General features: G+C 67.6%; 11 protein-coding genes, 1 tRNA gene and 1 pseudogene. 5 read left to right on the plus strand and 8 right to left on the minus strand.

Features of this window, described 5'->3' with window-relative positions; all coding sequences use genetic code 11:
* The first annotated feature begins 1 nt into the window (after position 1).
* Positions 2-1,003: an arabinan endo-1,5-alpha-L-arabinosidase gene (locus CA237_RS06945; protein ID WP_066691735.1), complete on the plus strand. Its 1,002-nt coding sequence runs from the start codon at positions 2-4 to the stop codon at positions 1,001-1,003.
* Between the two features lie 14 nt (positions 1,004-1,017).
* Positions 1,018-2,058: pseudogene (locus CA237_RS06950) on the plus strand (glycoside hydrolase family 43 protein); the annotation flags it as partial.
* Between the two features lie 117 nt (positions 2,059-2,175).
* Here CA237_RS06950 and CA237_RS06955 read toward each other — a convergent pair.
* Positions 2,176-2,266 (minus strand) — tRNA-Ser (locus CA237_RS06955).
* A 90-nt stretch (positions 2,267-2,356) separates the two neighbouring features.
* Between CA237_RS06955 and CA237_RS06960 the strand changes: the two genes are divergently transcribed.
* Positions 2,357-3,223 (plus strand): peptidylprolyl isomerase, encoded by an 867-nt coding sequence (locus CA237_RS06960; protein ID WP_066691733.1) that lies wholly within the window; start codon positions 2,357-2,359, stop codon positions 3,221-3,223.
* Positions 3,224-3,226: 3 nt separating this feature from the next.
* Here CA237_RS06960 and CA237_RS06965 read toward each other — a convergent pair whose 3' ends face one another.
* Genes CA237_RS06965 through CA237_RS06985 form a run of 5 tightly spaced genes read right to left on the minus strand, consistent with a single transcriptional unit; the run spans position 3,227 to position 7,376 of the window.
* A complete protein-coding gene (locus CA237_RS06965) occupies positions 3,227-3,841 on the minus strand; it encodes a LysE family translocator (protein WP_066691731.1) in 615 nt (204 codons plus the stop codon).
* 4 nt (positions 3,842-3,845) lie between these two features.
* Positions 3,846-4,424 (minus strand): ABC-type transport auxiliary lipoprotein family protein, encoded by a 579-nt coding sequence (locus CA237_RS06970; RefSeq protein ID WP_126013470.1) that lies wholly within the window; start codon positions 4,422-4,424, stop codon positions 3,846-3,848.
* A gap of 26 nt (positions 4,425-4,450) precedes the next feature.
* Positions 4,451-5,419: an MlaD family protein gene (locus CA237_RS06975; RefSeq protein WP_066691728.1), complete on the minus strand. Its 969-nt coding sequence runs from the start codon at positions 5,417-5,419 to the stop codon at positions 4,451-4,453.
* Complete coding sequence (locus CA237_RS06980; RefSeq protein ID WP_198158585.1) at positions 5,419-6,270, minus strand: ABC transporter ATP-binding protein; 852 nt, start codon at positions 6,268-6,270, stop codon at positions 5,419-5,421. Before CA237_RS06980 ends, CA237_RS06975 begins: the two co-directional genes overlap by 1 nt.
* Positions 6,267-7,376: an ABC transporter permease gene (locus CA237_RS06985; protein ID WP_066691723.1), complete on the minus strand. Its 1,110-nt coding sequence runs from the start codon at positions 7,374-7,376 to the stop codon at positions 6,267-6,269. Before CA237_RS06985 ends, CA237_RS06980 begins: the two co-directional genes overlap by 4 nt.
* A 2-nt stretch (positions 7,377-7,378) precedes the next feature.
* Here CA237_RS06985 and CA237_RS06990 point away from each other — a divergent pair, with 2 nt between their 5' ends.
* Complete coding sequence (locus tag CA237_RS06990) at positions 7,379-8,113, plus strand: HAD-IB family hydrolase (protein ID WP_232308010.1); 735 nt, start codon at positions 7,379-7,381, stop codon at positions 8,111-8,113.
* A gap of 259 nt (positions 8,114-8,372) precedes the next feature.
* On the opposite strand, the gene CA237_RS06995 is transcribed toward CA237_RS06990, so the two are convergent.
* Positions 8,373-8,813: a hypothetical protein gene (locus CA237_RS06995; protein ID WP_066691722.1), complete on the minus strand. Its 441-nt coding sequence runs from the start codon at positions 8,811-8,813 to the stop codon at positions 8,373-8,375.
* Positions 8,814-8,942: 129 nt separating this feature from the next.
* On the opposite strand from CA237_RS06995, the gene ppc reads away from it, so the two are divergent.
* Positions 8,943-11,618, plus strand: coding sequence for a phosphoenolpyruvate carboxylase (ppc, locus tag CA237_RS07000; RefSeq protein WP_066691720.1), 2,676 nt, complete (start codon positions 8,943-8,945; stop codon positions 11,616-11,618).
* A 633-nt stretch (positions 11,619-12,251) separates the two neighbouring features.
* On the opposite strand, the gene panC is transcribed toward ppc, so the two are convergent.
* Positions 12,252-13,091 carry a pantoate--beta-alanine ligase gene (gene panC, locus CA237_RS07010; RefSeq protein WP_066691718.1) on the minus strand — a complete coding sequence of 280 codons (840 nt, stop codon included), beginning with the start codon at positions 13,089-13,091 and terminating at the stop codon, positions 12,252-12,254.
* Positions 13,092-13,123 lie beyond the last annotated feature (32 nt).

The following is a 13,123-nucleotide window of genomic DNA, read 5'->3' on the forward strand; positions in this document are numbered from 1 at the left end:
CATGGCCCGGTTCGTCGCGCCGCTCGCCGCGCTGCTGCTGGCCGGTGGCTCGATGGCCCAGGCCCCGGCGCCTGACGGTGACATCCGCCCGGTCCATGATCCGGTCCTGATCCGGCAGGGCGGCACCTGGCACGTCTTTTCGACCGGGATCGGCAAGGACGGGCAGGGGCTGATCGCGGCGCGCACCTCGCCCGACCTCGTCCACTGGCGCGCCGGCACGCCGCCCTTCGCCACGCTGCCCGACTGGGCGGTGCTGGCGATACCGGGGGCGAAGAACATGTGGGCGCCCGACATATCCTTCGTGAACGGGCGCTACCGGCTCTATTATTCGGTTTCGACCTTCGGGTCGAACCGCTCGGCGATCGGGCTTGCCACCAATATGACGCTCGACCCCGCCGCGCCCGGCTATGGCTGGCGGGACGAGGGGGTGGTGCTGCAGTCGATGCCCACCGACGACTACAATGCGATCGACCCGGCGTTCATCGCCGATGGCCAGGGGCGGCACTGGCTGTCCTTCGGCAGCTTCTGGAGCGGGTTGAAGCTGGTCGAGCTGGACCGCGCCACCGGCAAGCCACTGAACCCGCGCGCCAGACCTTTGACGCTCGCCAGCCGCCCGGTGCCGGCCGGCGCACCGTCGATCATCGAGGCGCCCTATATCTTTGCCCGTGGCGGCTATTACTGGCTGATCGCCAGCTACGACTATTGCTGCAAAGGCGTGAACAGCACCTATTACACCGTGATCGGCCGATCGAAGTCGATCACCGGCCCCTATCTGGGCAAGGACGGCAGCTCGATGCTGGCCGGTGGCGGCACGATCCTGCTGCGCGCCGACCTGCAGGAACAGAGACGGTTCCGCGGGCCGGGACACGCCGGCCATTATCGTGGGACCGATGGCGTCGACCGCCTCGTCCATCACGCCTACGACAAGGACAATGACGGTGCGCCGACCCTGCGTGTCGCGACCCTCGAATGGGGCCGCGATGGCTGGCCGACCGCGCAATGAAGGAGAAGATGCCCGTGACCGATCCGCTATCGCGCCGCCTGTTCCTGAGCGGGGCGGCCGTTACTGCCGCCGCCGCAACGCTGCCTGCCTTCGCGCAGCGCCGCCGCCCGAACGGCATCGTCAACCCGCTGGTCAAGAACCGCGCCGATGCGCAGGTTTTTCGCCACACCGATGGCTGGTATTACCTGACCGGGTCGGTACCGGAATATGACCGGCTGGTGTTGCGGCGCGCGCGGACCATCGGCGGCCTGACCAACGCGTCGGAAAAGGTGCTGTGGCGGCATGAGGCGAAGGGGCCGATGTCCGGCTTCCTGTGGGCGCCCGAGCTGCACTGGATCGACGGCAAGTGGATCATGTATTTCGCCGCCGGCCCCAGCGGCGGCGGCGAGGATGTGTTCCGCATCCGCACCTATGCCGTGGTGTGCGATGGCCCCGATCCGATGATGGGCAACTGGACCGTGCTGGGCCAGCTCCAGACGCCATGGGACAGCTTCAACCTTGATTCGACCAGCTTCGTCCATCGCGGCACCCGCTATCTGGCGTGGGCGCAGCGCGAGCCGGGAATCGACACCAATTCGAACCTGTACCTCGCACCGCTGGCGACGCCGCTGACGCTGGCCGCGAAGCCTGCGCGGCTGACCGTGCCGACGCTTCCATGGGAAATCCGGGGCTACAAGGTTGCCGAGGCGCCGGCGCTGCTGGCGCGTAACGGGCGGCTGTTCATGACCTATTCGGCCAGCGCCACCGATGCGCGCTATTGTCTGGGGATGCTGACTGCGCGCGACGATGCCGATATCATGGACCCGACGGCGTGGACCAAATCGCCGGTACCGGTGATGAAGACCGATCCGGCCCGCAGGATTTTCGGTCCCGGCCACAACAGCTTCACCGTCGACGAACGCGGCCGCGACATGATCGTGTTCCACGCGCGCGACTATGAAAAGATCACCGGCGACCCGCTATTCGATCCCAACCGCCATACGCGGGTCCAACCGGTCCGCTACGATGCCGACGGCGTCCCACAATTCGACCCGCCCGTCGCCAACGGTCCGCTGCGGGTTTGATCGAGCGGTCGCATCTGACGGGCGGGGGCGTCCGTCGGATGCGACTGGCTGACCGGCATGTCGCTGCCTGCGGTTGCCCTAGCGGGTTCGGCCTAAGACCTTGTCGAATGGCGGAGCGGGAGGGATTCGAACCCTCGATACGGTTTTGCCGTATACTCACTTTCCAGGCGAGCGCCTTCGACCACTCGGCCACCGCTCCGCATTGCCGGAAGGTGGGTTCCCTAGGGCGCGGCGCGATTTCTGGCAAGCGGCAGTTGCAGGACAGACGATATGCGTGCCAGCATGGCGCATGCACATCGTCTCGCTGATCGCCGCCCTGCTCCAGTCCACTGCATCTGCCGCGGCGCCGCCTGCGCCGGCCGATCCGGTCGAGGCCGACTGGCGGGCGATTCCCGATGACGAACTGATGGTAATGACGCTTGCCGGCAACCGACGGGTCGTGATCCGGCTGGCGCCGCGCTACGCGCCGGTCCATGTCGACAATCTGCGCAAGCTGGCGCGGGCGCATTGGTGGGACGGGACGTCGGTGTACCGCGTGCAGGACAATTACGTCACGCAATGGGGCGACGTGACCGAGAAGAAGCCGCTGCCCGCCGGTGTCGTCGCCAATCCGCCCGCCGAATATGTCGGCAGCCGCTATGATGCGGTGACGCGGATGACGCGGCCGGACCCCTATGCGGCGAAGAGCGGGCATAGCGCGGATGGCTGGCCGGTGGCGAGCGATGGCAAGGCGGCGTGGCTGACGCATTGCTATGCGATGGTCGGGGTCGGGCGGGACATGGCGCCCAGCACCGGTAGCGGGGCGGAGCTGTACACCGTGATCGGCCACGCGCCGCGGCATCTCGACCGCAATATCGCGTTGGTTGGGCGGGTGATCGAGGGGATGGAGTTTCTGTCCTCGTTGCCGCGCGGGACCGGCAATATGGGCTTCTATGCGCCGGATCAGGTGCCGACCCCGATCCTGTCGGTGCGGCTGGCCAGCGACATGCCGGCTGCGCAGCGCCCGCATTATCAGTTTCGCGCGGCCGACAATGCGCGGTTCGCCGCATGGCTGCGCGGGCGGGAGAATCGCGAGCCGCCGTTCTTCACGGTGCCGGCGGGCGGGGCCGATGTGTGCAATGCGATGCCGCCGGTCCGCAAGGCGCCGGTCCGGTAGAAATCAGACGCGCGAGGCGAGCAGCGCGGCGCTGAAGCCGAGGAAGATGCCGCCAGTCGCGCGGTCGAACCAGCGGCGGACGCGCGGGCGGGTCAGGTGGCGGGCGATCGATCGGCCGCCCAGCGCATAGGCGGCGTACCACAGGCATTCGACCAGCGCGAAGGTCGCGACGAGGATCGCGAACTGCGGTGCCTGTGGCCGGGCTTGGTCGACGAACTGCGGCAGGAAGGCGGTGGCGAACAGCAGCAGCTTGGGATTGCTGATCCCGACCAGAAAGCCGCCGCGGAACAGTCGCGCGGGCGGCAGCGCCGGCAACGGCGCATCGGCCGATGCGGCGCGTGTGGTCAGCGCGCGAAAACCGAGCCATGCGAGATAGGCTGCCCCCGCATAGCGCAGCACGTCGAACAGGCCGGGTACGGCGGTCAGCAGCGCGGTCAGCCCCGCCGCGGATGCCGCCAGCACCCCGACCAGAGCCGTCAGGCACCCGGCCATCGCCGGCAAGCTGCCGCGCCAGCCCAGCGCCACGCTGCGGGAGAGGACATGGAGCATGTTCGGGCCGGGCGTGCCGCACAGCACGATCACGGCGGCCACGAACAGCAGCCAGTTATGCAGGGGCATCAGATCAGCGACGAACCCAGTCGGCGACGGCGGTGGCGACGGTGTTCGCGGCCTGATTGATCGCAGGGCCGGCGTTGTTCGCGTCGATCACGGTTACCGGCACGCGCGCTTCGAAGCGGCGCTTTTCGAAGGTCGTCGCGTTCACGCGCTGGAGCGTCGCGTCATAGACGACGACCGCTTCGTTGCGGGTTGCGTCGATGCCGAATTGTCGCAGTTCGCCCGACAGCTGCGCGCCGGGATCGGTGAAGCCCTGCCGCGGGCTGAGCACGACCATGTTCGCGCGCGAGGTCAGCGTGTCCGACAGCAGCCGCGCGAACAGGCGCGCGGGCGGTTCGACCCATTGCGCTTCCTTCACATAGGCGATGGTCGTCGGGCTGGACTGGACCGGCACGCGGGTCACCGCCAATTCCTGCGGGACGACCGGCACCTGCACGGTGATCGAGCGCGCAGCGGCCGAGTTCTGCGTCTGCCCGGCGGCGACCGGCGCGGCCGGGGTCAGCGTCAGCAGTGCGGGCGGCGGTTCCGCCCCGAAGCGGATGCACGCCGCGAGCGGCAGGAGCAGCAGAACCGAGAGCATCTTCATGGCGGGCCTCATCCTCGTCTTCCGCGTCACTTCTTTTTCGGGTCGTAGTCGGGCAGCTTCGAGCGACCGACCAGCGCCGTGGCGCCGCCCTGATCGACCTTTTCCGCGACCGAGGCGAGCGCACCGGTCATCGCGCGCAGGTCGCCGACCAGCTGGTTCACCTGCGGGATCGTCTGCTTGCTGAACGCCTGCAGCCCCGGCTTCGCATCGCCGATCGCTTCGTTGAGCGTATCGGCGCTCTTCTGTGCGCTGGCGATGGTGCGATTAAGCTGCTGGATCGTGGGCTGGATGTCGTTGGCCAGCACGCCGTTGGTGGTCGCGGCCAGTTCGCCGATCTGTTGCGAGGCGACCCCGGCACGCTGGATGGCGATGCGGGTTTCGGCCAGCGTCGCGGCGATTTCGGGACCGCGATCGGCGAGCGCATCGGTCAGCCGGTTGGTGCTGTCGAGGATCGCGGCGATCGAGTTCTGGTTGCGGTCCGACAGCACGTCGGCCAGCCGTTCGGTCAGCGTCGTGACGCGTTCGAGCAGCTGCGGCGCGGAGCTGAGCAGCGCAGCGACGCCGCCGGCCTTGGGCGGAATGACCGGCACGCCCATCGGGCATTGCTGTTCGGGATTGGTTTCGGGGCAGGCGATCGGCGGGGCGCCCCGGACCGCGCCGTCGAGCGTAATGGTCGACACGCCGGTGAAGCTGCCGACGATGGTCGCGGTCGTGCCGAGCAGGACTGGGGTTTCGTCCTTGACCTTCAGCCGGACGCGCACGAATTGCGGATCCTTCGGCCACAGCGCGATATCTTCGACCTGACCGACCGGCACGCCCGAGAAGGAGACCGGCGAGCCCTTCGCGAGGCCGTCGACGGCCTGTTTGAAGAAGACGTCATATTCCTTTTCACGGCCGCCGCCGATGCGGGCGAGCCACACGGTGAACAGCGCCAGCATGACCAGCAGGATCAGCACCACCGCGCCGACAAGGACATGGTTCGACCGGGTTTCCATCAGCGCCTCTGGGCTTGCGGCGAGGCCGGTTCGGTTCCGGCATCGCGATTGTGGTCATGCGCCTTTGCAATGCGATCCTGTGCATCGGTGGCGGCACGGCCACGGGGTCCATTGAAATATTCCTGAATCCACGGGTGATCCAGCGCGAGCAATTCGTCGATCGTGCCGACGGCGATGACCTTTCTGTCCGCCAGCACCGCCACCCGGTCGCAGATGGCGTGCAGCGTGTCGAGGTCGTGGGTGATGAGGAAGACGGTAAGCCCCAACGTCTTCTGCAGCGAGGCGGTCAGTTCGTCGAACGCCGCCGCGCCGATCGGGTCCAATCCCGCGGTCGGTTCGTCGAGGAACAGCAGCTGCGGATCGAGCGCCAGCGCACGGGCGAGGCCGGCGCGCTTCTTCATCCCGCCCGACAGTTCGGACGGATATTTCGGGCCGGCATTGGCGGGCAGGCCGGTCATGACGACCTTGTACCCGGCGATCTCCTCCAGCAGCGCAGGCTTGAGCTTCGGGTAGAATTCCTTGAGCGGGACCTGCACGTTTTCCGCGACGGTCAGCGTGGAGAACAGCGCACCGCCCTGGAACAGCACGCCCCATTTCTTGCGGATCTCGGTCGCTTCGGTCTCTTCGCGGCCGATAGTGTTTTCGCCGAACACCTCGATCGTGCCGGCGGCAGGCGTTTGCAGCCCGATGATCGAGCGCATCAGCACCGACTTGCCGGTGCCCGACCCGCCGACGACGCCCAGGATTTCGCCCCGCCGCACGTCGAGGTCGAGATTTTCGTGAATGACCTGTTCGCCGAACTGGTTCTTGAGGCCGCGCACGCGGATGATGGCGTCGGTGTCGTCGCTCATATCCAGCCGATCCATGCGAAGAAGATGGCGAAGAAGGCGTCGAGCACGATCACGAGGAAAATCGCCTGCACCACCGCCGCGGTCGTGCGGTTGCCGACCTGTTCGGCGTCGCTTTCGACCTGCATCCCGTGGAAACAGCCCGAAATGCCGATGATCGCGCCGAATACCGGTGCCTTGATCAGGCCGATATAGAGGTCGGTGATGGGCACCACTTCGCGAATGCGGGTGACGAAGGTGATCGGCGGGATGCCAAGCTGCGCCCAGCTGAGCAGCCCGCCGCCGATGATCGCGATGATCGATGCGTAGAAGCCCAAGAGCAGCATCATCACGATCGCGGCGATGACGCGCGGCAGGACCAGCGCCTCCATCGGCGACACGCCGATGGTACGCATTGCGTCGATTTCCTCGGTCAGCTTCATCGTGCCGAGCTGCGCAGCGAAGGCCGATCCGGAGCGCCCGGCGACCATGATCGCGGTCATCAGCACGCCCAGTTCGCGGAAGGTCAGGCGCCCGATCAGGTTGATCGTGAACACCTCAGCGCCGAACTGGCGCAGCTGTACCGCGCCCTGCTGCGCGATGACCATGCCGATCAGGAAGCTCATCAGTCCGATGATGCCCAGCGCCGAGACGCCGACGACCTCGAAGCGCTGCACCGTCGCGTTGAAGCGGAAGCGGCGCGGATGGCGCAGCACGTTCAGGAAGGCGAGGACGGTCGCACCCATGAAGCCGAGCAGGCCGAGCAGCTGGCGGGCGCTGCCTGTGACCGCATCGCCGATCTCCTCCAGCGCGCGCAGGGGCGGGCTGAGCGCCTTGTCCTTGCGCACGACGGGATCGTCGGCGGCGGCCACCTGGTCGAAGAGATGCTGGCTGTCGGCGTTCAGCCCGTCGATCGTGACGTTGCGGTCGCGGGCGAAGCGGTGGATGACCCATGCGCCGACCGTATCGATGCGGTCGACCCCCGACAGGTCGATGCGGTCGACCTTGCCGTCATAGCCGCTCAGCCGGTCGGGCAGGTCGCCGACCGTGCTGAGCGACAGGTTGCCGGTGAACCGCAGCACGTCACCGCCATCGGTCCGGTCGTGCGAAAAATCGGCGGAAGCGCTCATCAATGGCATCCATCGGCGATTTGCGACGTCGCGGCAAGGTGGTACGCGCAAGCGCCATGGGCCACCGCGACCTCGCCATCTATGACATGGACAAGACCATCACCCGCGTCGCGACATGGACGCCGTTCCTGCGCCACGCGCTCAAGGAACGGGGGCGCGGCGCGCTGTGGCTGCTGCCCATCGCGGGCATCGCGGTCGCGGGCTATGCGCTGAAATTCTACGGTCGCGACCGGTTGAAGGAGATGACCCACCGCCTCGTGCTCGGCCGGGCGGTGCCCGATGCCCGGCTGATCGAAACGGCGCGCGCCTTTGCGCGAGCGACGGTCGCCACCGGTCTGCTCAACGGGGCGAAGGCACGGATCGAGGCGGACCGGGCGGAGGGGCGGATGCTGGTGCTCGCCACCGCATCCTACCGCTTCTACGCGCAGGAGATCGCACAGCTGCTGGGGTTCGACGCGGTGATCGCCACCGATTGCGCGCGGGGCGATACCGGCGACGTGCTGGCGCGGATCGACGGCGAGAATTGCTATGGCGCGGCCAAGCTGCGCGCGATCGAGGCGTGGGCGCAAGGGCAGGGCATCGCGCGCGGCGATGTCGCGGTACGCTTCTACAGCGACCATGTGTCCGACGCGCCGGTGTTCGAATGGGCGGACGAGCCGTTCCCGGTCAACGCCCATGCGCCGCTGAAAGCACTGGCACGCAGGCGCGGCTGGCCCGTGCTCGACTGGCGCAAGTGATGCGGCGGGGCGGGGCGGAGGAATGGCGCGGGTCGTCCTGAACGAAGGTCTGACCGCTTAAACGTTACGCGCGGCGAACGGTTCAATGTGCGGTTGCGGACTCTTTTGGGGGACCGGTCCCAGTCGCTCTATGTCACCCATATTCGTCACTCCCGCGAAGGCGGGAGTCCATAGACGCTGACGTCCCGATGTAGACGAACCGTCGGCGCATATGGATTCCCGCCTGCGCGGGAATGACGAAAAGATCTATGGCAATGGCTTACCGCTTCGCGCCCAGCCGCTTGGCGTTCGCCGTCGCCTTGGCATGGATCGGGGTCAGCGCGCGGCCGCCCGCGCCGATCATCCCGGCCGCCAGCCGCATCGCGCGGTCGTTGCTTGCCGCCACGCGCTTGGCCGAGGGCATGCGGCCGGCGGTGCCGAGCAACCACGCGTCCTGCATCGCCTGAAACCACAGGCCCTGCATCGCCGACATGTCGGCCGCCAGCGAGTCACCGGCCTTGGCGAAGGCGGTCGCCTTTTCGGTGACCATGCCGGTCAGTTCGACATGATCGGCGGTCCACGGATTGCGCATCCCGGCGTCGATCATCGGCATCCGCCGATCGATGACCACGGCGGAGGCGGCAAGCGTTTCCCAGAATTGCAGCCCGGTGCGCGCGGCATCGGTCCAGATCTGCCACCAGGCAGTCATCGGCGTCGGCATCGGTCAATTCCCTCGAACGGTCCGCCGCGAGCATGTGCAGCGTGAGCGATGTACGCGATGGCAAGGCTTTAGGCCACCCGCGACATCGTGCCTTGACCCGCATCCTGCCGCATTGCAGCAAGTGTCCCCATGACGACTCTGCCCCCCATCACGAACAATCCCGACATCCGCTTCCTCGGCCGGCTGCTGGGCGATGTCATCCGTACCTATGGCGGGGAGGCGCTGTTCAAGCGGATCGAGCATATCCGCTCCACCTCCGTCGACCGGCATCGCGGCGTGGCCGGGGCGGATACGATCGACCTGGGGCTGGACAGCCTCAGCCTCGACGACACCATCGCGTTCGTGCGCGGGTTCATGATGTTCTCGATGCTCGCCAATCTGGCCGAGGACCGGCAGGGCATCGCCGCCGAGCCGGGGGCGGATGTCGCCACCGCCATCGAGAAACTGAAGGCCGAGGGGATCGGCGCGGATGCGGTGCGGGCCTTGCTCGACCACGCCCTGATTGCGCCGGTGCTGACCGCGCACCCGACCGAGGTGCGGCGCAAGTCGATGATCGACCACAAGAACCGCATCGCCGACCTGATGGAACTGAAGGACCAGGGTCGCGACGAGACGCCGGAAGGCGACCGGGTGGACGAGGCGATCCTGCGCCAGATCGCGCTGCTGTGGCAGACCCGCGTGCTGCGGCGTGAGCGGCTGTACGTCGCCGACGAGGTGGAGACGGCGCTCAGCTATCTGCGCGACATCTTCCTGCCGACGCTCCCGGCGCTCTATGCCCGGTGGGAGCGGGTGCTGGGCGAGCGGCCGCCATCGTTCCTGAAGCCCGGCAGCTGGATCGGCGGCGATCGCGACGGCAACCCGTTCGTCGATGCCGCGGCGATGCGCCTGGCGCTGGCCAAGGCGGCGGAGGCGGTGCTCGGCTATTATCTGGACCAGCTCCACAGCCTGGGCGCCGAGCTGTCGATCTCGACCGAACATGTCGCCGTGGACGAGGCGATCGCGGCGCTGGCCGACAAGAGCGGCGACAATGCCGCATCCCGTGCCGACGAGCCGTTCCGTCGGGCGATCAGCGGTATCTATGCCCGGCTGGCGGCCACGCACCAGAAGCTGACCGGCAAGGCGGCGCCGCGTCCGGGCAACCTGACCGGCGAGCCCTATGCCGATCCGGCGGCGTTCCGCGCCGACCTCGCCACGCTGGCGCGCGGGCTGGTGCAGCAGGGCAATGGGCCGTTGTCGACCGGCGGGGCGCTCGGCCGGCTGATCCGTGCAGTCGAGACGTTCGGCTTCCACCTCGCCACGCTCGACATGCGCCAGAACAGCGTGATCCATGAGAGCGTCGTCGCCGAACTGCTGAAGGTCGCGGGCGTCGAGGACGATTATGTCGCGCTGGACGAGGAGGCGCGGGTGGCGCTGCTGCGGCGCGAGCTGGAAAGCCCGCGCCCGCTCGTCAGCCCCTATGCCGACTATTCGGAGCAGACCGCCTCCGAACTGGCGATCCTGCGCGAGGCGGCGGCGGCGCATGCCCGCTACGGCCGCGAGTGCATCCGCCACTACATCGTGTCGATGGCGCAGTCGGTGTCGGACCTGCTGGAGGTTCATCTGCTGCTGAAGGAATCGGGCCTGTACGTGCCGGGCGGGGAGCCGCAGGCGCATATCATGGCGATCCCGCTGTTCGAGACGGTCGCCGATCTGGAAGCCGCGCCCGACATCATGACCAAGTGGCTGGCGCTGCCCGAGGTCGCCGCCATCGCCCGCAAGCGGGGTCATCAGGAAGTGATGATCGGCTATTCCGATTCGAACAAGGATGGCGGTTACCTGACCTCGACGTGGCAGCTGTCGAAGGGGTCCACCGCGCTGGCGCCGGTGTTCGAGGAGGCGGGCATCGGCATGCAGCTGTTCCACGGGCGCGGCGGCGCGGTGGGGCGCGGCGGCGGGTCGTCTTTCGCCGCGATCCGGGCGCAGCCGCATGACACGGTGCAGGGCCGCATCCGCATCACCGAACAGGGCGAGGTGATCGCCGCCAAGTACGGCACGCGCGACAGTGCGGTGACGAATCTGGAGGCGATGACCTCGGCGACATTGCTCGCCAGCCTCGAACCCGAAATGCTGTCGCCCGCAGATGCAGCGCGCTTTGCGGCGGCAATGGACACGCTGTCGGATACCGCGTTCAAGACCTATCGCGGCCTCGTCTATGGCACCGAGGGGTTCACCACCTTCTTCCGCCAGGCGACTCCGATCGCCGAGATCGCCGGCCTGAAGATCGGATCGCGCCCGGCGAGCCGGAAGAAGTCGGACGCGATCGAGGATCTGCGTGCGATCCCGTGGGTGTTCAGCTGGGCACAGGCGCGGATCATGCTGCCGGGCTGGTACGGGGTCGGCGCGGCGCTGACCGGGTTCGAGGACAAGGGGTTGTTGCGCGAGATGGCGACCGCATGGCCGCTGTTCGCCGCGACGCTGGCCAATATGGAGATGGTGCTCGCCAAGTCCGACATGGACGTCGCCGCGCGCTATGCGGGTCTTGTCGAGGACAAGGCGCTGTCGGATGCGATCTTCGGCCGGATCCAGGGCGGCTGGCAGGCGACGCATGACGGGCTGTTGTCGGTCACGCGCCAGACCCGGCTGCTGGAGAAGAGTCCGGCGCTCGAGGCATCGATCCGGTTGCGCACGCCCTATATCGAGCCGCTGAACCTGTTGCAGATCGAGCTGCTGAAACGGCACCGCGCGGGCGAGGCGGATGCGCGGATCGGCGAGGGCATCCTGCTGTCGATCAACGCGATCGCGACGGCGCTGCGCAACAGCGGGTGAGCGGCAAAGTTCACTAAGTTCACACTCGCGCGCAGTTTGCTTACATGACCGGTGTGGAGCTTTTTGCGGCCAAAGTTCACTAAGTTCACACTAGTGGCGTTTTTGTGCGTCGTTGCATTTCTCGTCACCCCGGACCTGATCCGGGGTCCCGCTTCTTGTCCGACGTGAGAAGAAGGAGCGGGACCCCGGGTCAAGCCCGGGGTGACGTGTGGGGTGGGCTTGGGGAAGCGAAAGTTGACGGCTGGCGCTGGCGTTGCGCGCCGGGGTTGCTGGTCGTTCGACGATGGCAAAGAACCGCCGGAGCGTGGCAGGGCTTGGGGTTGTAGGAAAGCGGATGGGCGTTCGAGGCGCTTCGTCGCTGGTCTGCCGCGACGCCAAGGAAGAAGAAGGTTGGTTCACGCGGAGGCGCGGAGGCGCGGAGGGGTTGCGCTCTTGGTGATCGTTTTGCGAACGGGAGACCGCATTTCCCGTGGCAACCGTGGACGGAGGCCGCTGTCGCGGGTGACGTTGCGCAGGTCGCAACCCCTGCGCGCCTCCGCGCCTCCGCGTGAACCCATTCTTTCTCTTTCGAAGCGATGCGTTTCCCAACCGGGAGACCCCAGCCTTCGCTGGGGTGACGTTGATGGAAGTGCCCTATTCGAACTCCACCGCGATATTGTCGATCAGCCGCGTCGAACCCAGCCGCGCGGCGGCCAGCAACCGCGCGGGTTTGCCGCGCACCGGGTCGCGCAGCGTGTCGGCGTGGACCAGGGTGACGTAATCGGGTTCGAATCCGGCGCGGGTGAGCGTCGCGATCGCGGCGGACAGGGCGGTGGCGACGTCGTCGCCGCGCTCGATCGCGCGCTTCGCCTCGCCCATCGCGCGCGGCAGGGTGACGGCGCGGGCGCGTTCGGCCTCGTCGAGATAGATGTTGCGCGACGACAGAGCGAGGCCGTCATCCTCGCGCTGGGTCGGTACGCCGACGATTTCGACGCCCAGGTCGAGGTCGGCGGTCATCCGGCGGACGACGGCGAGCTGCTGGAAATCCTTTTCGCCGAACAGCGCGACGGCCGGGCGGACCTGCCCGAACAGTTTGGCGACCACGGTCGCGACGCCATCGAAATGGCCGGGGCGGTGCGCGCCGTCCAGCACCTCGCTGACGCCCGCCACGCTGACGTTCGTCGCGAAGCCCGACGGGTACATTTCCTCGACCTCGGGTGCCCACAGGATGTCGACGCCGGCGTCGGACAGCATCTGCGCATCGGTCGCCTCGCGCCGGGGATAGCGGGCAAGGTCTTCGTTCGGGCCGAACTGTTTCGGGTTCACGAAGATCGAGACGACCACGCGCGGGGCGAGGCGGCGGGCGGCATCGACCAGCGCCATGTGGCCGGCATGGAGCGCGCCCATGGTCGGCACCAGTGCCACGGCCTCGCCAGCCTCGGCAAACGAGCCAAGCGCTTCGCGAAGCGACTCCAGTCGACGGATAATTTGCACGGCCGATGGCCCTTCGATATGGACGGGGGAGG

The sequence above is a fragment of the Sphingomonas sp. ABOLH genome (assembly GCF_003951715.1).
GTDB classification, from domain to species: domain Bacteria; phylum Pseudomonadota; class Alphaproteobacteria; order Sphingomonadales; family Sphingomonadaceae; genus Sphingomonas; species Sphingomonas hankookensis_A.

Excerpts from the sequence above, each read along its gene's own strand:
- CA237_RS06995 (WP_066691722.1), bottom strand. The coding sequence starts at position 8,813 with ATGCCGACGCCGATGACTGCCTGGTGGCAGATCTGGACCGATGCCGCG.
- CA237_RS06945 (WP_066691735.1), top strand. The coding sequence starts at position 2 with ATGGCCCGGTTCGTCGCGCCGCTCGCCGCGCTGCTGCTGGCCGGTGGC.
- CA237_RS06980 (WP_198158585.1), bottom strand. The coding sequence starts at position 6,270 with ATGAGCGACGACACCGACGCCATCATCCGCGTGCGCGGCCTCAAGAAC.
- CA237_RS06985 (WP_066691723.1), bottom strand. The coding sequence starts at position 7,376 with ATGAGCGCTTCCGCCGATTTTTCGCACGACCGGACCGATGGCGGTGAC.
- CA237_RS06965 (WP_066691731.1), bottom strand. The coding sequence starts at position 3,841 with ATGCCCCTGCATAACTGGCTGCTGTTCGTGGCCGCCGTGATCGTGCTG.
- CA237_RS06990 (WP_232308010.1), top strand. The coding sequence starts at position 7,379 with ATGGCATCCATCGGCGATTTGCGACGTCGCGGCAAGGTGGTACGCGCA.
- CA237_RS06960 (WP_066691733.1), top strand. The coding sequence starts at position 2,357 with ATGCACATCGTCTCGCTGATCGCCGCCCTGCTCCAGTCCACTGCATCT.
- CA237_RS06970 (WP_126013470.1), bottom strand. The coding sequence starts at position 4,424 with ATGAAGATGCTCTCGGTTCTGCTGCTCCTGCCGCTCGCGGCGTGCATC.
- ppc (WP_066691720.1), top strand. The coding sequence starts at position 8,943 with ATGACGACTCTGCCCCCCATCACGAACAATCCCGACATCCGCTTCCTC.
- CA237_RS06975 (WP_066691728.1), bottom strand. The coding sequence starts at position 5,419 with ATGGAAACCCGGTCGAACCATGTCCTTGTCGGCGCGGTGGTGCTGATC.